The organism is Actinacidiphila glaucinigra (genome assembly GCF_900188405.1).
Classification (GTDB): Bacteria; Actinomycetota; Actinomycetes; order Streptomycetales; family Streptomycetaceae; genus Actinacidiphila; species Actinacidiphila glaucinigra.
The window spans coordinates 52,541-74,351 of sequence record NZ_FZOF01000015.1 but is presented as its reverse complement, the minus strand read 5'-3'; the positions used below and the strand labels follow the sequence as shown (position 1 = coordinate 74,351).

Here is a 21,811-nt window from a genome sequence, read left to right as displayed (position 1 = left end):
ATCCGGCGCCCGGCGCCGCGGCCGGGGCTGCCGCCGATCGTAGTGGGCCCGCCGGACGGGGCGCGGGCCGGCGGCGGGGTGCCGCCGGCCCGCGGCGGGCGTCAGCTCCCGGCGCCCAGGAGTTCGACGCGCGCCTGCTCCGGGAAGCCCACCCGGCGGGCGAACTCGGCGATGCCGGTGAGCTGCTCGGGACCGAGCGAGAAGTCCAGGGTGGTGAAGTAGCGCTGGAGCGTGCGGGCGTCGAAGGCCTCCCAGCGGGCGGCCTGCTCGGCGACCTTCTCGACCTCCTCCATGCTCAGGTCGCGGGAGGAGAGGAAGGCCCGGTGCACCTCGTGCACCACACCGGGAAGGGACGCCAGGTAGTCGCGGCGGGCGGCCCAGACGGCGAAGACGAAGGGCAGCCCCGTCCACTCCTTCCACATCAGCCCGAGGTCGTGGACCTCCAGGCCGAGCAGCGGCGCGTCGTGCAGCGAGGCGCGCAGCGCCGCGTCGCCGATCAGGACCGCGGCCTGGGCCTCCTGCATCATCAGCGAGAGGTCGGGCGGGCAGGTGTAGTACTCGGGCTCGACCCCGTACTGCTCGGCGAGCAGCAGCTGGGCGAGGCGGACCGAGGTGCGGCTGGTGGAGCCGAGGGCGACCCGGGCGCCGTCCAGGGCGCTCAGCGGGACCTGGCTCACGATCACGCAGGACATCACCGGGCCGTCGCAGCCGACGGCGATGTCCGGCAGCGCGATCAGTTCGTCGGCGTGCCGGAGGTACTCCATGAGGGTGATCGGACCGACGTCCAGGTCCCCGGAGACGAGCTGGGCGCTGAGCTTCTCGGGCGTGTCCTTGGTCAGCTCCAGGTCGAGCAGGGCACCCGTTCGGGCGAGTCCCCAGTAAAGGGGCACGCAGTTCAGGAACTGGATGTGCCCGACGCGGGGCCGGGTCCGGCGCACACCACTGGCGGATGGAAGAGGCGCAGATTTGTCCACATCAGGAGGCTAGACCCCCGCCCAGGTGAACTTCAGGCGGGTCCCCGCCTCCCACGCCGGGGCGGCCGGGGGCGGGCACGGCGTTCACTCCGCGTCCGGGCCTCGCGCGGCGCGTGCGAAATCGGATCTTGTCGCTCTTCCCCGCCGCAGATGCTCCGTGCTACTGTCTTCGCAAGTTGCAGTTTGGTTTCCCTTGCAGTACAGAGCCTGCGGAGCATGTGACCGCGGGCTTTTGTAGTTTTCAGACTTCTTGCAGTGAGCAGGGCAGGTTCTGGAGCAGGGCAACCCTTTGGCCCAAGGAGGGCTTATGGCTACCGGAACCGTCAAGTGGTTCAACGCCGAGAAGGGCTTCGGCTTCATCGCCCAGGACGGCGGCGGCCCCGATGTCTTCGTCCACTACTCCGCGATCAACGCCTCCGGCTTCCGTTCGCTGGAGGAGAACCAGGCGGTGACCTTCGACGTCACCCAGGGTCCGAAGGGCCCGCAGGCGGAGAACGTCGTCCCCGCCTGATCGCGGACTGACGCGCAGTAACCGACGAGCAGTACCCAAGGAGCCCCGCACGAGTCGTGCGGGGCTCCTGCCTTTTGCGTGCGCCCGCGGGCGGAGCGCGCCATAAAGCGATTCGATCTCGTGTGCGAAGTCGTTTGCGACCGCCGTGCGGCGCGGCTTTCCGGGCGGGGCGGGCGAGATGGACCGATTACTCCGTGAATTCCACGGATAACACGGTGAAGCAGCGTTTGGACTCCGCGCGGGAAACGGGAATTCGCGTCGCCCACGGCCGGCCGGAACCGGGCTGCGGTTTCACGGGGACCGCCGTCCGGGCCCGGGGCGGCGCCGTGGGGACCGGAACCACGCCGTCCCCGGTGATACCCGCTGCCGCTGCGAGGACCGGGGACGACCGGTGAGCGTTACTTTCGGTAATCTCACTCAGGGCCGGGGCATCGTCCGCCCGTCCACGACCGCCCACCGACCCCGCGGGAACCCACGATGCCCCTGATCCTCACCCTCGCCCGAGGCGTACTGACCGGCCTCGGCAAGCGCCCGGCCGCCGACGCGCCGCTGCCCGCCGAGCGGGCGACCGCGCAGGCCGTCCGGGTGGACCCGCAGCGGCTCGCCGCGTACGCCGAGGTGTGCGGCTTCGCCCCTGCGGAACGGCTCCCGCCGACGTATCCGCACGTCCTCGGATTCCCGCTCGCCGCCCGGCTGATGGCCCGGCGGAGCTTCCCGCTGCCGCTGCTCGGCCTGGTGCACACGTGGATCGAGATCGTCCAGCGGCGCCCGCTGCTGCCCGGCGACCGCCCCGACATCGCCGTCCACGCCGAGGAGTTGCGCCTCCACCGGCGCGGCGTCGAGGTCGTGGTCGTCACCGAGGCGTCCGTCGGCGGGGAGGTCGTCTGGCGCGACCGCAGCGGCTACCTCGCGCGGACCCGCACGGCCGCCGCGGAAGGCGGCGGCACGGTCGGCGGCGGCACGGCGCCCGCCGAGGGGACGGGACTGCCCGCCGTGGCGGAGTGGCGGCTCCCCGCCGGCCTCGGGCGCCGGCACGCCGCCGTGTCCGGCGACTGGAACCCGATCCACCTCCACCCGCTGACCGCGCGGCCGCTCGGCTTCCCGCGCGCCATCGCCCACGGGATGTGGACCGTCGCCCGCTGCGCCGCGGAGGCCGTCCCCGCGGACGCCGAAACGTTTACCCTGCGGGCGGAGTTCAGGGCTCCCGTCCTGCTGCCCGGCACCGTCACCTACGCGGCCTCGGAGGGGGACGCCTCCGGGCCGGGCCGGGTGCGGAACTTCGCCGTCCGCTCCGGGGACCGGATCCACCTCACCGGAACCGTCGGTCCCTAGGTCGTGCCGGGCGTCCGGGCACGGGCGAGCAGGGCCTCCAGGCCGGGCCAGGCGAAGTCCATCAGGGTCGCGGCGGTGTCCTTGGGCTCGGGACGTTCGCCGGACGCGGGCGGCGCTCCGCCTGCCCAGTCGGCCAGCGACTCCGCGGCGCCGACCAGCGCGTGGGCGAGGGCGGTGACCTCGCGCCCGACGAGCGCCGCGTCGCAGCCCGCGTCACGGGCGGCGGCCGCGAACAGCCCGGCCACGTACTCCACGAGGCCCTCGCGCAGGACGTCCACCTCGGCCGCGAAGGGCCTGCCGGTGGTGCGCGCCTGACGGTAGAGGACGGCCCAGCCGTCGGGGTGGTCGGCGGTGTGCGTGAAGAAGCCGAGGAGCCCGCCCCACAGCTGACGCTCGGGGGACTCCCCCGCGTCCACCGCGCCGGTCACCGCCGCGGCCAGGGCGGCGGCCTCACGCCGGATACAGGCGGTGAAGAGCTCTTCCTTGGAGTTCAGGTAGAGGTACAGCAACGGCTTGCTGACGCCCGCCCGTTCGGCGATCCCGTCCATGGAGGCGGCCCGGTAGCCCAGGCGTCCGAAGGTGGCGACCGCCGCGTCGAGCATCTGCCGTTCGCGGACCTCTTTGGGCACGCGCCTGCGGGTCACCCCGCCCCCTCCCCCCGGCCCCCGGGTGTGTCAGCTGCTCTGCGCCGCCGCGCGCGAGGCGTCGTCCGCCTCGTCCTCCTGGGCGGCGCTGGCGGCGAGGTTCGCCTTGGTGCGCTCCACGCGCGCGGAGACCTGCACGGAGGCCGCCTCGCGCGCTCCGCGCAGCACGACGAAGCTGAGCGGCGCGCTGATCACCAGCGCGAGCAGCATCACCCACAGCAGGTTGGAGTCGCCGAGGCCGGAGGGCAGTACGCGGACGTAGACCAGGCCCCAGATCACCAGGAAGCAGGCCGCGAACAGGCAGAGACGCATCAGGGAGTAGCGCAGCATGGGGCTCGGCTTCCAGCTCACGGTCGTTGCCACTTCCTTCGTTTCCCTCGTTCCGGCCTGCGGGACGTACCGGACGTACCCGTATCAGTGAAGCACGGGCCCGCGGCGGTCAGGTCAGCGGGAGCCACATCGTGATGTCGTCACGGTCGTCACCTGCGGCGACGCGTATCGCCGCAGGGACGCGCCCGACCTCCTTGTAGCCGGCCGAGGCGTAGAAGCGCTCCAGTCCCATGCCGCCGCGGCAGGTGAGCTTCAGCCCCTCCAGGCCGAGGTCTCGGCCGGCCCGCTCCGCCGCCTGCATCAGCTCCCAGCCGTGCCCGCGGCCCTGCAGCGACGGGTCGACCATGACGGTGAACAGCCAGGCCCAGTGCCGCATCAGGCGGTGGGTGTTGAAGGTGAGGAAGGAGGTGGCGGCGAGCCGGTCGCCGTCGAACCCGGCGACCATGTGCGCCCTGCCCTCGGACAGCGCCGAGTAGTGCCGTTCGGCTTCGAGGGCGACGTCGGTACGGGTCACGGGCGCGACGAAGCCGACGGCGCCGCCCGCGTTGGTGACGTCGGTCCACAAGGAGACGAGCTGTTCCCGCAGACCGGGGGTGAGCTCGGGGTCGAGGGTGAAGCGCAGTGCCATGGCGCACACCCTAGGCATCGAGGCTGACAGCACTCGACGGGCGTCCGGACGCCGGACGACATCGGGGTTAAGGCGAGGCCTCGGCACTCCGGGGTGCGCCGCCGTCACACGGCGGCGCACCCTCGGTCCCGTCGTTCAGGCGGTCTCACACGCGCATCGGCTGCGGCGACTCGCGGCGCGCCGCGTCGGGACCCGGGTACTCGCGGATGATCTCGTACCGGGTATTGCGCTCGACGGGACGGAAGCCCGCGTCCTGGATGAGCTCCAGCAGGTCGTCCCGGGTGAGCTTGTTGGGCGTCCCGTAGTTGTCGGCGTCGTGCGTGATCTTGTACTCGACGACCGAGCCGTCCATGTCGTCCGCGCCGTGCTGCAGCGCCAGCTGGGCGGTCTGCACGCCGTGCATGACCCAGAACACCTTCACGTGCGGCACGTTGTCGAACAGCAGCCGGGAGACCGCGAAGGTCTTCAGCGCCTCGGCGCCGCTGGCCATCGTGGTGCGCGCCTGGAGGGTGTTGCGGACCTTGCCGTCCTTCAGGTCCACGAAGTCGTGCTGGTAGCGCAGCGGGATGAAGACCTGGAAGCCGCCGGTCTCGTCCTGCAGCTCGCGCAGCCGCAGCACGTGGTCCACCCGGTGCCGGGGCTCCTCGATGTGCCCGTACAGCATGGTGCACGGGGTCTTGAGGCCCTTCTCGTGCGCCAGCCGGTGGATGCGCGACCAGTCCTCCCAGTGGGTGCGGTGGTCGACGATGTGCTGCCGCACCTCCCAGTCGAAGATCTCGGCACCGCCGCCGGTCAGCGACTCCAGGCCGGCCTCGATGAGCTCGTCCAGGATCTCGCTCGCGCTCATCCCGGAGATCGTCTCGAAGTGGTGGATCTCGGTGGCGGTGAACGCCTTCAGCGAGACGTCCGGCAGCGCCTCCTTGAGCGCCTTCAGCGAGCGCGGGTAGTAGCGCCACGGCAGCGTCGGGTGGAGGCCGTTGACGATGTGGAGCTCGGTGAGGTTGTCGCCCTCCATCTCCTTCGCCAGCCGGACGGCCTCCTCGATGCGCATCGTGTAGGCGTCCTTCTCCCCCGGCTTGCGCTGGAAGGAGCAGTACGCGCAGGAGGCGGTGCAGACGTTGGTCATGTTGAGGTGGCGGTTGACGTTGAAGTGGACGACGTCACCGTTCTTCCGCGTCCTCACGTGGTGGGCGAGACCGCCCAGCCAGGCCAGGTCGTCGGACTCGTAGAGGGCGATGCCGTCCTCGCGGGTCAGCCGCTCACCCGCGTAGACCTTCTCCTCCAGTTCGCGCTTGAGCCCCGCGTCCATCGTCCGCCTCGCCTTCACCATCCGAAATCGACCGTTCGACCTTACGCCTAGATACTCTCGGGGAGTTCCCCGACCCGGTTCTCCCACTTCGTGGAGAGCACGACCGTGGTGCGGGTGCGGGCGACGCCCTTGGTGCCGGACAGCCGGCGGATGGTGTGCTCCAGGCCGTCCACGTCGGGGACCCGCACCTTGAGCATGTAGGAGTCGTCGCCGGCGATGAACCAGCAGTCCTCGATCTCGTCCAGGTCGCGCAGCCGGGTGGCCACGTCCTCGTGGTCGGCGGCGTCGCTGAGCTGCAGGCCCACCAGCGCGGTCACCCCGAGGCCGAGGGCCGCGGGGTGGATCGTGGCACGGTAGCCGGTGATCACCCCGGCCTGCTCCAGCCGGTTGATCCGGTCGGTGACGCTCGGTCCGGACAGGCCCACCAGCCGGCCCAGCTCGGCGTACGAGGCCCGGCCGTTCTCACGGAGGGCCTGGATGAGCTGCCTGTCCACCGCGTCCATCAGACTGGACCCCTTCATTCATGCCGCGACTGAGCTGTCAGGACAAGAATCTAAGGCATCCACGGGGATGTGCCCTGCGCATCAATCCGCTGCAGCCCCGCCGGCCCCGGCACCGGCGGCGCCCAGCTCGCCCTCCCAGCGGCGGTAGAGCTTGTGCGGGACCTGTACGGCGTCCAGCACCCGGCCCGCGACGAAGTCGACCAGGTCCTGGATGTCCCTGGCCCCCGCGTAGAAGGCGGGCGAGGCCGGGAGCACCACGGCGCCCGCCTCGTCCAGCGCGACCAGGTGTCGCAGGGTCTGGCCGCCGAGCGGCGTCTCCCGCACGGCGACGACCAGCGGCCGCCGCTCCTTCAGGGTGACGCTCGCCACCCGCTGCAGCAGGTCCTTGGAGAGCCCGAGGGCGACGCCCGCCACGCAGGCCGTGCTCGCCGGCACGATCAGCATCCCCCTGACCGGGTACGAACCCGAGCTCGGCCCCGCCGCGAGGTCCCCGGCGGACCAGTACCGCACCCGGCTCAGATCGGTCTCGAACCGGTCCGGGGTGCCGTCCGCGCCCCGGGCCAGCCAGCGCGCCAGGTCCTCGCGCCAGTGGGCGTCCCGGAAGGGCGCCCCGGTCTCGTCCAGGACGGTGAGCCGGGCGGCCCGGCTGACCACCAGGTCCACCGCCTCACCGGCGTGCAGCAGCGCCCGCAGCACCGCCGCGGCGTACGGCGTCCCGGAGGCCCCGGAGACCCCGACCACCCACGGTGTCCCGCGCTCGCTGTCGTCCATGCCGCGAGCCTATCCGGCCGCTCGTGCAACCTTCCGGCCACCTCATGGGTCCTCCTGGTGTTCGTGTACCGACCAAGGAGAACACCATCAACGCCACGCGCAAGGGCATCGCCGCAGTCGGCTGTGCCGCCTTCATCGCCACCACCGCCACCGCCTGCGGCACCGCCGGCGACCTCAGCGCCGGTGCCAAGGTCCAGCGGGCGCTGGACCGGCTCGGCGAGCAGAAGGCCGTCACGGTGTCCGTGGGCTTCGACGGCGGCGAGCAGCAGCTCTGGTCCGCGCTCAAGGGCTCGGACGGATTCACCCGTGCCGACGCGAAGATGCTCGCCGGTCTCGACGTCTCGCTGTCCGTGAGCGCCGCCGGGCCGCTGAAGGACATCAAGGACGTCAAGGCCGAGGGCGCCTCGGTGGCGCTGCGGGTCTCGCTCGGCCGGGACGGGGACCTGCTGGAGATCCGCAGCCTGTCGGGCAAGGAGGCCTACCTGCGGGTGGACGTGCAGCAGTTCCTGTCGCTCGCGGACGATCTCGGCTCCGCCCAGAGCAAGGGCGACCTGAAGGGCTTCCGGAAGTTCCTCGACGCCGCGGACGAGCTGCCCTCCTCCTACAAGTCGGTGAAGGACGCGCTCGGCGGCAAGTGGATCTCCGTCGACCCCGCGGCCTTCCAGGAGTTCTCCCGGAGCATGGCGGCGGCCGGCCCGGCCGGATCGCCGCTCCCTGACACCCCGCAACTGGACGCCGGGACGCAGGAGCGGATCACCAAGGCACTGCGGCGGGCCCTGGAGCGCAACGCGAGGTTCGCCGACGCCGGCGGCAAGGACGGCGCCGACATCGTCAAGGTCACCGTCCCCGCGGGGAAGACGGCCGACGCGCTCGCCGACGCCCTGGAGCCGCTGGCGGACCAGCTGCCCGAGGGGGTCGCGCCCTCCGACCTGAAGGACGTGCCCGACAAGGACGTCACCGTGGACGTGGCCGTCAAGGACGGCACGCTGTCCGGGATCAGCCTCGACCTCGACCAGTTCGACTCCGGCGACGAGATCCACGGCGCGCTGCCGCTGACCGTCGGCTTCGCCCCCGACGCGGCGCCCGTCGCCGCCCCGGCCGGCGCCACCCCGCTCAACCCGCAGGACGTCATGGGCGCCATGATGCAGTTCATGATGGGCGGAATGGACGAGTAGGCCCGGGAACCGCCAACGATGCCCTTGTCGTTGTCTACCGTGAGGAAGCCCGGCCGCACGGGCGGGCGGTGGACAACCACGAGGGGGGACCTGTGGCGTACGAACCCGTCGCCGGACACGACGCCGGCGACGCCCGGCGGCGCGTCCGCGGCAGCGCCGTGCCGGGTCCCGGAGAGCGTGCGAAGACCGCCGCGGCGGTCATGTTCATCTGGGTGGGGCTGCTCTGGCTGATCGAGTGCGTGGACGTGATGACCCATCACGCGCTCGACACCTTCGGCATCGTGCCCCAGCAGCTCGGCGAGCTGCGCGACATCATCCCGGCCGCGTTCATCCACTTCGGCTTCGACCACGTGGCCGCCAACAGCCTGCCGCTGCTGGTGCTGGGCTTCCTCGCGGGGCTGCGCGGCATCGGCCGCATGCTGAGCGTGGTCTTCGTCATCATCATGACCAGCGGCGGCGGGGTCTGGCTGGTGGCCCCGCCGCACACCAACACCGCGGGCGCCTCCGGCGTCGTCTTCGGCCTGTTCGGCTACCTGCTGGTGCGCGGCTTCGTCGACCGGCGCCTGATCGACATCGCGGTCGGCCTGATCGTCGCGGTGGCGTACGGCTCGATCCTGTGGGGGGTCCTGCCCACCGCGCAGGGGGTCTCCTGGCAGGGCCACCTCTTCGGCCTCGTCGGCGGCGTCGTGGGCGCGTTCCTCTTCCGGGACCGCCCCGCCGACGGGTTGATCAGATGACGCCGTAGGATCCCGGGGACGAAGCGACGGGGGGCGGTTCTCCATGACCGATTTCAGCAAGCACGAGGACGTACAACCGCGGGACACGGCACCGCCCGTGCCGCCGCAGCAGGGACCTGCACAAGGTCCCCACGCCATGCCGCCGCCGCCCCCGTACGGCCACGGCCACGGCTACGCGCACGGGCCGCTGCCGTACCCGCCCCCGCCGATGCGGCCGCCCACCACGCCGGCCATGTGGGCCCACCTGGGCGCACTGCTCACCCTGGTGGCGGGCAGCAGCATGTGCTGCATCGGCTGGGCTCTGGCCTGGGTGACCCCGCTGGTCATCCGCTCCAACCAGCACAACAAGCACGACCCCTTCATCCGGCACCACGCCGCCCAGGCGATCAACTACGGCATCACCACGGCCATCGTGGGCCTGCTCGCCGTGGCCGGTTACGTCGGCGGCCTGGTCAGCCTTGCCGCGCACGACGACGGCGGACCGGGCTGGCTGCCCGTCGTGGGCTTCGGCCTGCTGGCCCTGGCGGTGCTGCACCTGCTGGCCGGGCTGATCCTCTGCATCGTCGGCAGCACCAAGGCCAACGGCGGCCAGTGGTGGAGCTACCCGAAGTTCTTCGCGCTGCCGTTCGTGCGCGGCTGAGCGGTCGCGGCCCGGCCGCGGCCCGGGCGTCAGACGCCCAGGCCGCGCACCGCGAGGTCCAGCAGCGCGCAGAGGAACAGCGCCATGCCGATGAAGCCGTTGACCGTGAAGAACGCCCGGTTCAGCCTGCTGAGGTCGCCGGGCTTCACGATGCTGTGCTCGTAGACGAAGGCGCCGCCCACGATCAGCATGCCGACCCACCAGAAGGCCCCGGCACCGACCGCGAGTCCGTACCAGACGAGCAGCACGGTCGTCACCACATGGCTCACCCGCGCCCCGTACAGCGCGCCGTCGACGCCGAAGCGGGCCGGCACCGAGCGCACCCCGTGGGCGCGGTCGGCGGCGACGTCCTGGCAGGCGAAGATGAGGTCGAAGCCGCCGATCCACACGCCCACCGCGAGGCCGAGGACGACGGCGTCCCACGACCAGGAGCCGGAGACCGCGAGCCAGGCGCCGACCGGGCCCATGGCCTGGGCGAGGCCCAGGATGGCGTGCGGGTAGTCCGTGAACCGCTTGCCGTACGGGTAGACCACCATCGGGACCACCGCGATCGGCGCCAGCGCCAGGCACAGCGGGTTGAGCAGCGCCGCGGCGCCCAGGAAGAACACCACGGCGATCAGCGCGCCGGTCCACGCCGAGCGCACCGACACGGCGCCGGTGACCAGTTCGCGTCCCGCCGTGCGGGGGTTGCGGGCGTCGATCTCGCGGTCGATGATCCGGTTGCAGGCCATCGCGAAGGTGCGCAGGCCGACCATGGCGACGGTGATCAGGAGAAGCTGCCACCAGTGGACGGACCGGTCCTCGGCGAACATCGCGCTGAGCGCGGCGATGTAGGCGAAGGGCAGGGCGAAGACCGAGTGCTCGATCATCACCAGCCGCAGGAACGCCCGGACCTTGCCGTCCGGGCGGGGAGAGGGTCCGAAGAGATCCGGGGTCGCGGATTCGGCGCTCACAGGCCGTACTCCTTCCAGCGGCGGTCGACCTTCTCGGCGGTCTCCGGGTCGGAGAGCACCATCTCGGGCCAGCCGCCGTCGCGGGTGTAGCCCTCCTCGGGCAGCTTCCGGGTCGCGTCGATGCCCGCCTTGCCACCCCAGAACTGCTGGTACGAGGAGTGGTCGAGGTGGTCCACGGGACCCTCGACGACCGACAGGTCGCGGGCGTAGTCGGTGTTGCCCAGCGCCCGCCAGGCGACCTCGTGCAGGTTGTGCACGTCGCAGTCGGCGTCGACCACGACGATCAGCTTGGTCAGCGACATCATGTGCGCGCCCCAGACGGCGTGCATGACCTTCTGGGCGTGCTTGGGGTACTTCTTGTCGATCGAGACGATCGCGCAGTTGTGGAAGCCGCCCGCCTCCGGCAGGTGGTAGTCCACGATGTCCGGCACGATGACCTTCAGCAGCGGCAGGAAGAAGCGCTCGGTGGCCCGGCCCAGCGGGCCGTCCTCGGTCGGCGGCCGGCCCACCACGATGGACTGCAGCAGCGGACGCCTGCGCATCGTCACGCAGTCGATGGTCAGCGCCGGGAAGGGCTCCTGCGGGGTGTAGAAGCCCGTGTGGTCGCCGAACGGCCCCTCGGGCAGCATCTTCCCGGGCTCCAGCCAGCCCTCCAGGACCACCTCGGCCTGGGCGGGCACCTGCAGCGGCACGGTCTTGCAGTCGACCATCTCGACGCGCCTGCCCCCGACGAAGCCGGCGAGGAGGTACTCGTCGATGTCGCCCGGCAGCGGCGCGGTGGAGGCGTACGTCACGGCGGGCGGGCAGCCGAAGGCGATGGCCACGGGCAGGCGTTCGCCGCGCCGCTGGGCCACCTGGTAGTGGTTGCGGCTGTCCTTGTGGATCTGCCAGTGCATGCCGATGGTGCGGCGGTCGTGCCGCTGCAGCCGGTACAGCCCCAGGTTGCGGACGCCGGTCTCGGGGTCCTTGGTGTGCGTCAGGCCGAGGTTGAAGAAGGAGCCGCCGTCCTCGGGCCAGGTGAACAGTGCGGGCAGCGCGTCCAGGTCGACGTCGTCACCGGTGAGCACGACCTCCTGGACGGGGGCGTCCTTCACCTTCTTCGGCGGTACGTGCGTCATCCCCGCGAGCTTGCCGAAGGCCTCGCGCACGCCGACGAAGCCGTGCGGCAGCTCCGGCTTGAGCAGCCCGCCGATGCGGTCGCCGATGTCGGCGTAGGACTTGAGGCCGAGCGCCTTCAGCAGCCGCCGGTCGGTGCCGTAGACGTTCATCGCCAGGGGCATCGAGGAGCCCTTGACGTTCTCGAACAGCAGCGCCGGGCCGCCCGCCTTGTTGACGCGGTCGACGATCTCACCGACCTCCAGGTACGGGTCGACCTCTGCCTTGACGCGCTTGAGGTCCCCCTCCTTCTCCAGGGCCCTCAGCAGCGAGCGAAGATCGTCGTAAGCCATGCGGTCCAGTATCCGGCACGGACTACCCTGTACCCGTCACCGGGGCCCTGCCGCGCCCCGCCGCCGCTGCCTGGGGGGCACCTCCGCGATGATCCGGTACATCCCGTTCCTGCTGGTGCTGGCGTTGTGGATCTACGCCTTCATCGACTGCCTCAACACGCCCGAGGAGCAGGTGCGTGGCCTCCCCAAGGTCGTCTGGGTCATCGTCATCCTGCTCTTCGGCGAGGTGCTGATCGGCCCGATCGCCTGGCTGGTGGCCGGCAAGCACCGCACGGCCCCGGCGAGCGGGAGCACGCCCTCGGAGTGGCACCGCAACCACCGCACGCAGTGGGTCGCGCCCGACGACAACCCTGAGTTCCTGTCCTCGCTCCGCGAGGAGAACAAGAAGGACGAGCAGCTGCTGAAGAGCTGGGAGGCCGACCTGCGGCGCCGCGAGGAGGAGCTGCGGGAACGCGAGAGCGGCTCCGGAGACGGCCAGGACAACCAGCCCCGCGGCTGATCCTGCGGGACACTGGGCGTCATGGACGACGCGCGGACGATGCTGGCGACGGCCGTCGCGGAGGCCCGCGCGGGCCTCGCGGAGGGCGGTATCCCGATCGGGGCGGCGCTGTACGGCCCGGACGGCCGCACGGTGCTGGGCCGCGGCCGCAACCGCCGTGTACAGGACGGCGATCCGTCCATGCACGGCGAGACGGCGGCGTTCCGCGCCGCCGGGCGGCAGCGCACCTACCGCGGTACGACGATGGTGACCACGCTGTCGCCGTGCTGGTACTGCAGCGGCCTGGTCCGGCAGTTCGGGATCTCCCGGGTGGTCATCGGCGAGGCCCGCACCTTCCACGGCGGCCACGACTGGCTGGCGGAGCACGGCGTGGAGATCGTCCTGCTGGACGACCCGGAGTGCGTCGCCCTGATGACGGACTTCGTCGCGGCCCGTCCCGACCTGTGGAACGAGGACATCGGCGCGTGATCCCCACCATCGACCTCGGGCCCTGGCTCGGCGGTGACGCCGCCGCCCGGGCCCGCATCGCCGCCACCGTGGACGAGGCGCTGTGCTCGGCCGGCTTCCTGCTGGTCACCGGGCACGGCGTCGACCCGGGACTGCGCGCCGCGATCAGGGAGGCCGCCCGCGGCTTCTTCCGGCTGCCGGCCGCCGTCAAGGAGCCGTACGCGGTGCGGGTGGGCGGCCGGGGCTGGCTGGGCCCCGGCGCGGAGGCCAACGGCTACGCGGAGGGCACGGCCACCCCCGCGGACCTGAAGGAGTCCTGGTCGTTCGCCGCCGAGGAGCCGAGCGGCGACCCGGCGGTGGACGCCGAGTGGTTCCTGCCGAACGTCTGGCCGGACGAGGCGCCGCGGCTGCGGCCGCTGGTGGACGCGTACGTGGCGCGGATGCGCGATCTCTCCGACCACCTGCTGGAGCTGCTGGCCGCCGCCCTGGGCGGCCCCGGGGACCTTTTCACCCGGCACACCCGCCATCCCACCTGGGGCTTCAACATCAACTGGTACCCGGGCACAGAGGTGGTCGGGCCGCCGGAGCCAGGCCAGTTCAGGATCGGCCCGCACACCGACTTCGGCACGGTCACGGTGCTCGACCGCCAGCGGGGCAGGGGCGGCCTCCAGGTCCACACCGACGAGGACGGCTGGCAGGACGCGCCCTGGGCCCCGGACTCCTTCACCGTCAACATCGGCGACCTGATGGCCCGCTGGACCGGCGACCGCTGGCGTTCGGGCCGGCACCGCGTGCTGCCCCCGCCGGCCGACGTGCCGGCGGAGGAGCTGATGTCGCTGGTGTGGTTCTACGAGTGCGACCCCGGCACCCGCGTCACGCCGCTGCCCGCGCCCGTGGGCAGGCACGCGTACGAGCCGGTGGACTCGCACACGTACCTGCGGGCGAAGCTGGACGCGATCGGCCTGGGCTGAGCCCGGGCCGGTGCCGGTCAGACGCCGGCGTAGGAGTGCTTGCCGGTGATGAAGATGTTCACGCCGTAGTAGTTGAACAGGAAGCAGGCGAAGGCGAGCAACGCCAGATAGGCGGCCTTGCGGCCCTTCCAGCCGGCAGTGGCCCGGGCGTGCAGGTAGGCCGCGTAGACCACCCAGGTGATGAAGGACCAGGTCTCCTTGGGGTCCCAGCCCCAGTAGCGGCCCCAGGCCGCCTCGGCCCAGATCGCGCCGGCGATGATCGTGAACGTCCACAGCGGGAAGACCATGGCGTTGACGCGGTACGCGAACTTGTCCAGGCTCGCGGCCGACGGCAGGCGGTACATGATGCTCGCCCAGGCGCCCTCGTTGCCGCTGCCCGAGGCCGCGAGACCGGTCTCGTAGCGGTCGCGGAAGAGGTAGAGCACGTTCGAGACCGCGCCCAGGTAGAGCACCGCGCCGGAGATGATGGCGCAGGAGACGTGGATCCACAGCCAGTACGAGTGCAGGGCCGGGACCAGCTGGTCGCTGTCGGTGTAGAGGACCGAGACGGCGAGGCCGAGGTCGAGCAGCACGGAGGTGGTCAGGAAGAGCCCGATCCAGCGCACCTTCTTGCCCAGCAGGAGCAGCACCAGGTAGGCGGTGACCGCGGTGGCGCCGAAGGTGGTGGAGAACTCGTACATGTTGCCCCAGGGGGCGCGCTGCACCGAGACCGCCCGGGCCACGACACCGCCCACGTGCAGCGCCCACGCCAGCACGGTCAGGGACACCGCGATCCGGCCGTAGAGGTCGCCCTGCTCGGTGTCGCCGGCCGCGCCGGGACCGTCGGCGAAGCCGCGGTCACTGGCGGAGGCCCGGGTGACGACCTCGGGCCGCGCCAGGGTGGCGGTGCCGCCGTCCTGCTTCACGGTCACGGTGACCGCGGGTGCGGACCCGGCGGCGGGGGCGAGCGCGGCGGAGGTCCTGGCGACCTTGCTGCGGCTGCCGAAGACCCATTCCGCGATGTGCGCGAGGAAGGCCAGCGTGTAGACCGCCATCGCCGAGTAGATCAGCAGGTTGCTGGTGTGGGCGACGTTCTCGTTGACCGCGGCAGCGATGGTCACGCGCGCGCTCCTTCGTCATGGGGCAGGGGTTCTTCTGAGGCTTCGGGGTCCGCCGCGGGCAGCGGCGGGGCCGTGGCCGTGAGGCCGTCGGCGAGTTCGCCCAGCTCGTCGGCGATCCGCGCCGACTCGCTGCGGCCGAGTCCGGCCAGCTCGACGACGGTGGTGCCGTCGTCGCCGCGCACCGCGCGCACCCAGACCCGGCGGCGCTGGATGAACAGCGAGCCGGCCAGGCCGGCGATCGCGGCCACGGCGCTGACCAGCGCCCAGCCGTTGCCGACCTGGTGGGAGACCTGGAAGGTGGCCCAGGTCTTGACGCCGTCGAAGGTGAGCGAGCCGTCGCCGCCGGGCAGCGCGAGGGTGTCGCCCGGCCGCAGCATTTCGCTGAGGATCTCGCCTTCGGCGTCCTTGAACTGCTTCATCTTCTTGGTGTCGAGCTGGTACACGTTCTGCGGCAGGCCCGCGTCCACGCCCAGGTCGCCGTGGTAGGCGGTGAGGGCCAGCACCGGGTAGTCCAGGGCCGGGAAGGTCGAGTGCGGGCCCTGCTGCGCGTCCAGCGCGAAGGTCGGAGTGAAGATCCCCTGGAAGGCGTACTGGGTCTTCCGGTCGGCGTGGTCGCGGACGTCCATCGCCTTGATCACGCCGGGCGAGGTCTGGTTGCCGTCACGCGGCAGGAAGGGGACCGGGCCCTGGAAGACGACGCTGCCCTGGCCGTCCTTGACGGTGACGACGGGAGCGTAGCCGTGGCCGATCAGGTAGACCTTGGAGCTGCCCACCTCCAGCGGCTCGTTGACCTCGATCGCGGTCTTCGTCTGCTTGCCGCCCGGGCTCGTCCAGTAGCGGATGTTGGCGCGGAAGGTGCGCGGGGTGCCCTTCTGGGGGCCGCTGCGCGCGTACGAGGCGTTGAAGCCGTCCAGCTTGAAGCCGAAGGTGTCCAGGTCGTCCGCGTTGTAGAAGGTGCCCGGCTTGAAGTCGTCGTACTGGGTGAGCGTGTTGTTGAAGCCGTCGCCCTCGACGATCAGCTTGCCGCCCTCGGCCTTGAACAGCCCGCCCACCGCGAAGGAGATCAGCAGCCCGAACAGGGCGACGTGGAACAGCAGGTTGCCGGCCTCACGCAGGAAGCCCTTCTCCGACGCGACCGCCGAACCGACGGTCTGGGTGCGGAAGCGGCGGCCGCGCAGCAGGCGCTGCGCGGAGGCGAGCACGGCCTCCGGCTCGGCCTCGGTGCGCCAGGTCGCGTACGCCGGGAGCCGGGTGAGGTTGCGCGGCGCCGCCGGGGGCTTGGCGCGGAGCTGGCCGACGAACTGCCAGCTGCGCGGGACGATGCAGCCGGCGAGCGAGACGAACAGCAGGATGTAGATCGCCGAGAACCACACCGAGCTGTAGACGTTGAACAGCCCGAGCTTCTCGTACAGCGGCGCCACCGTGGTGTGGGCGTCCTTGAAGTTCTGCGCCTTGATCTCGTCGACGCTCGTCTGCGGCACCAGCGAACCGGGGACGGCGGCCAGCGACAGCAGGAAGAGCAGGATCAGCGCCACCCGCATCGAGGTGAGCTGACGCCACGTCCAGCGCACCCAGCCCCCGGCCTCGCGGCCGGTCCAGGCGAGCGCGCCGGCCGTGCCCGGCCCGCGGACGCCTCCGAAGGAGCCGGGGACGGCCTGCCCGAGGTCCTCGACGGGCGCGGTCGACAGCTGTGCGCCGGCCGCGCCGAGGTCGGTACCGGCGTCCGCCGCCGCGTCGGGGGGTGCCCCCGCGGTGTCTTTGGAGCTCATGGATCAGATCCCTGGAGTGAAGCCGGACGACCAGATCTGCATCTGGTAGACGATGTGGTCCCAAACGCCGGTGACGAGCAGCAGTCCGACGGCGACGAGCATGCCACCGCCGATCCGCATCACCCACACATAGTGGCGCTTGACCCAGCCGAAGGCGCCGAGCGCGCGGCGGAAGGCGACGGCCGCCACGATGAACGGCAGGCCGAGGCCGAGACAGTAGAAGACGGTGAGCAGCGCGCCGCGGCCCGCGCTGGCCTCGTTGAAGGCGAGCGCGTTGACGGCGGCCAGGGTCGGGCCGATGCACGGGGTCCAGCCGATGCCGAAGAGCAGGCCGAGCAGCGGCGCCCCCATCAGGCCCATCGTGGGCCTGCGGTGGAAGCGGAACTCGCGCTGGGTGATGCCGCCCACCAGGCCCATGAACGCCAGGCCCATGACGATGGTGAGCGCGCCGAGCACCTTGCTGATGACCGCCTTGTGCTCCTGCAGCGTCCAGCCGAAGTTGCCGAACAGCGCGCCGCCGGAGACGAACACGGCGGTGAAGCCGAGGACGAACAGCGAGGCGCCCGCGAGCATCCGGCCGCGCCGGGCCTCGGCCAGGTCGGTGCCGGTGACGCCGGTCACGTACGACAGGTAGCCGGGGACGAGCGGCAGCACGCAGGGCGAGAAGAACGAGACCAGGCCGCCGAGCAGAGCGATCGGCACGGCGGCGATCAGGGCGCCGTTCATCACGGTCTGGTTGGCACCGGCGGCGAGTGCGCTCACGTCACTTCTCCGCGATCACCGGGTCGAGGACCTCGTGCAGTTCGTCGGCGCCGAGTTCCTTCAGCGCGCGCACCGCGATCTTCCCCTGGCGGTCGATGATCAGCGTGGAGGGGATGGCCTGCGGGTTGACGCTGCCCTTGGGGAAGCGCAGCACCAGGTCGCCGGACGGGTCGTAGAAGCTCGGGAAGGGGATGGCGAACTCCTTCTCGAAGGCCTTGGCCTGCGCGGTCTGCAGATCCCGGGTGTTGATGCCGAGGAACTGCACGCCCTGGGACTCGGTCTCCTTCGCCACCTTGGCCAGGTGCGGTGCCTCGGCCCGGCAGGGCGGGCACCACGAGCCCCAGATGTTGAGGACGACGACCTTGCCCTTGTGGTCGGCGAGGCTCAGCGGGGCGCCCTCCACGGACTTCCCGCTCAGTTCCGGCGCGGCCACCCGGTGCCCCGGCTCGATCGTGGAGATCTCACCCGTCCCGCCGACGTAGTTCGTCCCGGAGCCGGTGCCGTTGGAGGACGCGGTGGAGGTCGAGCAGGCCGTGACGGCCAGCGCGAACGCGGCCGCCCCGGCGAGTGCAGCGGCACCGCGGAGCGGACGGCGTCGGAGGGCACGCGTAGGACTCATGTGAAAAGTTTCGCATGAGGCCTGGGGCGATCTTGCGCACCCCCGACAGCTTTGCCGAAAGCGGCAAATGCCCCAAGTAAGCGACGGTTAATCGCGGACCCGGCCAGGTGTGCGAACCGGTCGGCTCAGCCGCTCAGGAGGACGAAGGGGATACAGGAGGCGAAGGGGACTTGGAGGAACGTTCCTGCGCGAGAAATCGGCGCCAGCCGCCCGCCGGGCGCTGCCCCGGCCCGAGGGTGCGCAGCTTCGCCAGGACCGCCGGGTCCTGCGCGTCCAGCCAGTCAGTGAACTGGCGGAACGACACCAGCCGCACGTCCCGGTGGCCGGCGATCCGCCGGAGCGCGTCCTCGACGGCGTCCATGTAGATCCCGCCGTTCCACTCTTCGAAGTGGTTGCCGATGAACAGCGGCGCCCGGTTGGTCTCGTACGCCCGGCTGAAGCCCGCCAGGTAGGCGTCGCGGGCCTGCCGCTGCCAGGCCGGGTAGCGGGCGGGGTTGCCGCGCGTGGAGTTCACCGACTGGTTGGCCAGCATGTTGTAGTCCATCGACAGCACCTCGAAGGAGCGACCGGGGAAGGGCACCGCCTGCAGCGGCAGGTCCCACAGCCCGTGGCTCTTGCCCGGCCACACCTGCAGACCGCCCGGTCCGCTGGCGTCGTACCGCCAGCCCAGGCGGGCGGCGGTGGGCAGCAGCGAACCCTGGCCCAGCAGGCAGGGCGTACGGCCGCCGACCAGTTCCTTGCGGTAGTCGAAGGGCAGCGGGAGCAGGTCGGTGAAGCCGGTGTGGGTACGCCACTTCTCCACGAAGCCGACGGCCTGTTCGATCTCGCTGCGCCAGTCGGCCGGGCTCCAGCGGCCCACCGAACCGGATCCCGCGCAGAAGTGGCCGTTGAAGTGCGTGCCGATCTCATGGCCCTCCAGCCAGGCCAGCCGCAGTTGCTCCAGGGTGACGCGTATGTGGGCGTCGGTGAGATAGCCGATGTCGGAGGCGCCGACGGGATTGCGCGGCGGCTTGTAGAGCCTCTTCTTCGACTCGGGGAGCAGATAGACACCCGAGAGGAAGAAGGTCATCTTCGCGTCGTGCTCGACCGCGAGCTTCCGGAACCGCTCGAAGAGGCCGTTGTCCAGCTCGCCCGCCCCGTCCCAGGAGAAGATCACGAACTGCGGCGGCTGCTGCCCCGGTTCCAGGCGCTCCGCCACGGGCTGGTGCGGCTGCGGCCCGGTGTCCGCCGTGGAACCGTCGCCTATCGTCCGCACCGACGGGGACGGGGAGGGCGGCACCCGCGGGCTGCCCGCGGACGGCGTCGGCGACGGCGGGGACCCCCCGCTCGCGTGCCGGCCGCCGGGACTCTCCCCGGCGCAGCCCGCCAGTCCGGCGGCGGCCGCCCCGGCCGCCAGGCCCAGTACTCCTCGTCGGCTGATGTCCCGCATTCCGCGCCCCAATCCCCGTACCTCGCTCGGCCCCCTCGCGCTAGATGCCGTACGCGGGCGGCAGGTTCCTTCCCGGGGCGGGGAAATTCACCGGGACGGGGCCCGGATCGGGTCACGCGGCGGCGGCCGTCGCGGAGCGTGCGCGGTGGCGCCGGTCTCCGTGACCGGCGCCCTCCTGGGGGACCGCTACGCGCCGAAGCCCTTGCTGCCGCCCTTGACCGGCTTCGCCCCGGCCAGCAGGTGCGCGGGGACCAGGTCGCGGGCGGGCTCGCTGTAGCCGACGGAGACGATCCGGTCGTCCTCGAACGTGAAGGACGTCAGGCTCGCCAGGGTGCACTGCCGTTTGCGCGGGTCGTGCCACAGGCGCCGCTGCTCGATGGCGCTGCGCACGATCCAGATCGGCAGCTGGTGGCTGACGCAGACCGCCTCGTGGCCGCGCGCCGCGTCCCGGGCCGCCTCCAGCGCCGCCGTCATACGGGCGACCTGGTCCGTGTACGGCTCGCCCCAGCTCGGCCGGAACGGGTTGACCAGGTGCTTCCAGTTGGCGGGGCGCTTGAGCGCGCCGTCGCCGACGCCGAAGGTCTTGCCCTGGAAGACGTTGTCCGCCTCGATCAGCCGCTCGTCGCGCGCGACGTCGAGGCCGAGGACGGCGGCGATCGGCGCCGCGGTCTCCTGGGCGCGCTCCAGCGGGGAGGCGACGACGTAGCCGATGTCGCGGCCCGCGAGGTGCTCGGCGACCCGGTCGGCCATCTTCCGGCCCAGGTCGGACAGGTGGTAGCCGGGCAGACGCCCGTAGAGCACGCCGGTGGGGTTCTCCACCTCGCCGTGCCGCATCAGGTGGACGACCGTGATCTCGCTCATGCCGTGGCCTCCGCGGCGGCGCGGGCGGCGGCCGGCAGGGCGGCGGCGACGCGCTCGACGGCGGCGCCGTCGTGCGCGGCCGACACGAACCACGACTCGAAGGCGGAGGGCGGCAGGTACACGCCCTGGGCGAGCATCGCGTGGAAGAAGGCGGTGAAGCGGAACGCCTCCTGCTTCCTGGCCTCGTCGTAGTCGGTCACCGGCTCCTCGGTGAAGAACACCGAGAACATGTTGCCCGCGGTCTGCAGCCGGTGCGCCACGCCCTCCTTGGCGAGCGCGGCGGAGACCAGGCCCGACACCTCCGCGGCGACGGAGTCGACGGTCTCGTACACCGCGTCGTCCAGCAGCCGCAGCTGGGCGAGGCCCGCGGCGGTGGCCACCGGGTTACCGGAGAGCGTGCCCGCCTGGTAGACCGGGCCGGCGGGCGCGAGGTGCGCCATCACGTCGGCACGGCCGCCGAACGCCGCTGCGGGGAAGCCGCCGCCCATCACCTTGCCGAAGGTCATCAGGTCGGGGCGGACGCCGTCGATGCCGTACCAGCCGGCCTTCGAGACGCGGAAGCCCGTCATGACCTCGTCGGAGATGTAGAGCGCGCCGTTCGCGCGGCAGAGGTCCGCCAGTCCCTGGTTGAAGCCCTCGGCCGGCGGCACGACGCCCATGTTGCCGGGCGACGCCTCGGTGATCACGCAGGCGATCTCGTCGGGGTGGGCGGCGAACGCGGCCCGTACCGCCCCGAGATCGTTGTAGGGGAGCACGATCGTGTCGCCGGCCTGCGCGCCCGTCACCCCGGGGGTGTCCGGCAACCCGAACGTGGCAACCCCGGAACCCGCGGCGGCCAGCAGGGCGTCCACATGACCGTGGTAACACCCCGCGAACTTGATCACCTTGGCCCGGCCCGTGAACCCGCGCGCCAGCCGGATCGCCGACATCGTGGCCTCGGTGCCGGAGGAGACCAGCCGCACCTGCTCCACCGGCGCGACGCGCGCCACGATCTCCTCGGCCAGATCCACCTCGCCCTCACCGGGCGTGCCGAAGGACGTACCCCGCGCAACCGCCGCCTGCACGGCGGCGATCACCTCGGGGTGGGCGTGGCCGAGGATCATCGGCCCCCACGAGCAGACGAGGTCGACGTATTCGCGACCATCCGCGTCCTTCAGGTAGGGACCCGTTCCGGACACCATGAAGCGGGGCGTACCGCCCACGGCGCGAAAGGCGCGTACCGGGCTGTTCACCCCACCAGGGGTCACGACGGCTGCTCGATCGAACAAGGTCTGAGAAACTGGCGCTTCGTAGGCGTACGGATAGCTCACAAGCACATGCTCTCAAATGCCGGGCGTTGCGCGACGAGGTATCGACCGTGCATCTGAGACGATGATCGGGTTGCGCGGTTGGGTCTGCG

General features: G+C 71.7%; 24 protein-coding genes. 8 read left to right on the top strand and 16 right to left on the bottom strand.

Annotated features, from left to right (window positions below; all coding sequences use genetic code 11):
- Positions 1-101: 101 nt before the first annotated feature.
- Positions 102-938 (bottom strand): menaquinone biosynthetic enzyme MqnA/MqnD family protein, encoded by an 837-nt coding sequence (locus tag CHF15_RS26295; protein WP_179279971.1) that lies wholly within the window; start codon positions 936-938, stop codon positions 102-104.
- 343 nt (positions 939-1,281) lie between these two features.
- Here CHF15_RS26295 and CHF15_RS26290 point away from each other — a divergent pair, with 343 nt between their 5' ends.
- Together CHF15_RS26290 and CHF15_RS26285 are read left to right on the top strand one after the other, a co-directional pair.
- Positions 1,282-1,485 (top strand): cold-shock protein, encoded by a 204-nt coding sequence (locus tag CHF15_RS26290; RefSeq protein WP_018558781.1) that lies wholly within the window; start codon positions 1,282-1,284, stop codon positions 1,483-1,485.
- A gap of 477 nt (positions 1,486-1,962) precedes the next feature.
- Entirely contained in the window at positions 1,963-2,817 is an 855-nt protein-coding gene (locus tag CHF15_RS26285; RefSeq protein ID WP_089226359.1) for a MaoC/PaaZ C-terminal domain-containing protein, read from the top strand.
- On the opposite strand, the gene CHF15_RS26280 is transcribed toward CHF15_RS26285, so the two are convergent.
- The 6 genes from CHF15_RS26280 to CHF15_RS26255 form a co-directional block, all read right to left on the bottom strand.
- Positions 2,814-3,446, bottom strand: coding sequence for a TetR/AcrR family transcriptional regulator (locus CHF15_RS26280; RefSeq protein WP_089226462.1), 633 nt, complete (start codon positions 3,444-3,446; stop codon positions 2,814-2,816). The genes CHF15_RS26285 and CHF15_RS26280 overlap by 4 nt on opposite strands.
- A gap of 45 nt (positions 3,447-3,491) precedes the next feature.
- Positions 3,492-3,791 (bottom strand): DUF4229 domain-containing protein, encoded by a 300-nt coding sequence (locus CHF15_RS26275; RefSeq protein ID WP_089226358.1) that lies wholly within the window; start codon positions 3,789-3,791, stop codon positions 3,492-3,494.
- 109 nt (positions 3,792-3,900) lie between these two features.
- Positions 3,901-4,419 (bottom strand): GNAT family N-acetyltransferase, encoded by a 519-nt coding sequence (locus tag CHF15_RS26270; RefSeq protein WP_089226357.1) that lies wholly within the window; start codon positions 4,417-4,419, stop codon positions 3,901-3,903.
- A gap of 145 nt (positions 4,420-4,564) precedes the next feature.
- On the bottom strand, positions 4,565-5,728 hold the full coding sequence (gene mqnE / locus CHF15_RS26265) for an aminofutalosine synthase MqnE (RefSeq protein ID WP_089226461.1): 1,164 nt from the start codon (positions 5,726-5,728) through the stop codon (positions 4,565-4,567).
- A 47-nt stretch (positions 5,729-5,775) separates the two neighbouring features.
- Entirely contained in the window at positions 5,776-6,231 is a 456-nt protein-coding gene (locus CHF15_RS26260; RefSeq protein WP_018558776.1) for an Lrp/AsnC family transcriptional regulator, read from the bottom strand.
- A gap of 81 nt (positions 6,232-6,312) precedes the next feature.
- Positions 6,313-7,002 (bottom strand): UbiX family flavin prenyltransferase, encoded by a 690-nt coding sequence (locus tag CHF15_RS26255; RefSeq protein WP_089226356.1) that lies wholly within the window; start codon positions 7,000-7,002, stop codon positions 6,313-6,315.
- Between the two features lie 23 nt (positions 7,003-7,025).
- On the opposite strand from CHF15_RS26255, the gene CHF15_RS26250 reads away from it, so the two are divergent.
- From CHF15_RS26250 to CHF15_RS26240, 3 genes are all read left to right on the top strand, one after another.
- Positions 7,026-8,177: a hypothetical protein gene (locus CHF15_RS26250; protein ID WP_143681636.1), complete on the top strand. Its 1,152-nt coding sequence runs from the start codon at positions 7,026-7,028 to the stop codon at positions 8,175-8,177.
- A 92-nt stretch (positions 8,178-8,269) separates the two neighbouring features.
- The gene (locus tag CHF15_RS26245; RefSeq protein ID WP_375815859.1) at positions 8,270-8,914 is read left to right on the top strand and encodes a rhomboid family intramembrane serine protease; all 645 of its coding nucleotides are present in this window, start codon (positions 8,270-8,272) and stop codon (positions 8,912-8,914) included.
- 43 nt (positions 8,915-8,957) lie between these two features.
- A complete protein-coding gene (locus CHF15_RS26240) occupies positions 8,958-9,554 on the top strand; it encodes a DUF4870 domain-containing protein (RefSeq protein ID WP_089226354.1) in 597 nt (198 codons plus the stop codon).
- A gap of 29 nt (positions 9,555-9,583) precedes the next feature.
- On the opposite strand, the gene mqnP is transcribed toward CHF15_RS26240, so the two are convergent.
- Together mqnP and CHF15_RS26230 are read right to left on the bottom strand one after the other, a co-directional pair.
- The gene (mqnP, locus tag CHF15_RS26235) at positions 9,584-10,507 is read right to left on the bottom strand and encodes a menaquinone biosynthesis prenyltransferase MqnP (RefSeq protein WP_089226353.1); all 924 of its coding nucleotides are present in this window, start codon (positions 10,505-10,507) and stop codon (positions 9,584-9,586) included.
- Entirely contained in the window at positions 10,504-11,955 is a 1,452-nt protein-coding gene (locus CHF15_RS26230; protein WP_089226352.1) for a menaquinone biosynthesis decarboxylase, read from the bottom strand. The genes mqnP and CHF15_RS26230 overlap by 4 nt, the downstream gene beginning before the upstream one ends.
- 88 nt (positions 11,956-12,043) lie before the next feature.
- Between CHF15_RS26230 and CHF15_RS26225 the strand changes: the two genes are divergently transcribed.
- The 3 genes from CHF15_RS26225 to CHF15_RS26215 are packed head-to-tail and all read left to right on the top strand — an operon-like array spanning position 12,044 to position 13,872.
- Positions 12,044-12,454 carry a PLD nuclease N-terminal domain-containing protein gene (locus CHF15_RS26225; protein WP_089226351.1) on the top strand — a complete coding sequence of 137 codons (411 nt, stop codon included), beginning with the start codon at positions 12,044-12,046 and terminating at the stop codon, positions 12,452-12,454.
- 21 nt (positions 12,455-12,475) lie between these two features.
- Positions 12,476-12,922: a nucleoside deaminase gene (locus tag CHF15_RS26220; RefSeq protein ID WP_089226350.1), complete on the top strand. Its 447-nt coding sequence runs from the start codon at positions 12,476-12,478 to the stop codon at positions 12,920-12,922.
- Positions 12,919-13,872 carry an isopenicillin N synthase family dioxygenase gene (locus tag CHF15_RS26215; RefSeq protein ID WP_089226349.1) on the top strand — a complete coding sequence of 318 codons (954 nt, stop codon included), beginning with the start codon at positions 12,919-12,921 and terminating at the stop codon, positions 13,870-13,872. Before CHF15_RS26220 ends, CHF15_RS26215 begins: the two co-directional genes overlap by 4 nt.
- 17 nt (positions 13,873-13,889) lie before the next feature.
- Here the strand turns inward: CHF15_RS26215 and ccsB are convergent, their stop codons facing one another.
- The 7 genes from ccsB to hemL form a co-directional block, all read right to left on the bottom strand.
- Positions 13,890-14,972: a c-type cytochrome biogenesis protein CcsB gene (ccsB, locus tag CHF15_RS26210; RefSeq protein ID WP_089226348.1), complete on the bottom strand. Its 1,083-nt coding sequence runs from the start codon at positions 14,970-14,972 to the stop codon at positions 13,890-13,892.
- Positions 14,969-16,741: a cytochrome c biogenesis protein ResB gene (gene resB / locus CHF15_RS26205; protein WP_089226347.1), complete on the bottom strand. Its 1,773-nt coding sequence runs from the start codon at positions 16,739-16,741 to the stop codon at positions 14,969-14,971. The genes ccsB and resB overlap by 4 nt, the downstream gene beginning before the upstream one ends.
- A gap of 3 nt (positions 16,742-16,744) precedes the next feature.
- Positions 16,745-17,467, bottom strand: coding sequence for a cytochrome c biogenesis CcdA family protein (locus CHF15_RS26200; RefSeq protein WP_245939054.1), 723 nt, complete (start codon positions 17,465-17,467; stop codon positions 16,745-16,747).
- Between the two features lie 37 nt (positions 17,468-17,504).
- Positions 17,505-18,122 (bottom strand): TlpA family protein disulfide reductase, encoded by a 618-nt coding sequence (locus tag CHF15_RS26195; RefSeq protein WP_089226345.1) that lies wholly within the window; start codon positions 18,120-18,122, stop codon positions 17,505-17,507.
- 133 nt (positions 18,123-18,255) lie between these two features.
- Positions 18,256-19,551, bottom strand: coding sequence for a polysaccharide deacetylase family protein (locus tag CHF15_RS26190; RefSeq protein ID WP_089226344.1), 1,296 nt, complete (start codon positions 19,549-19,551; stop codon positions 18,256-18,258).
- Positions 19,552-19,737: 186 nt separating this feature from the next.
- Positions 19,738-20,412, bottom strand: a complete 675-nt coding sequence (locus tag CHF15_RS26185; protein ID WP_089226343.1) for a histidine phosphatase family protein — start codon at positions 20,410-20,412, stop codon at positions 19,738-19,740.
- Positions 20,409-21,722, bottom strand: a complete 1,314-nt coding sequence (gene hemL / locus CHF15_RS26180; protein WP_089226342.1) for a glutamate-1-semialdehyde 2,1-aminomutase — start codon at positions 21,720-21,722, stop codon at positions 20,409-20,411. The genes CHF15_RS26185 and hemL overlap by 4 nt, the downstream gene beginning before the upstream one ends.
- Positions 21,723-21,811: the final 89 nt, after the last annotated feature.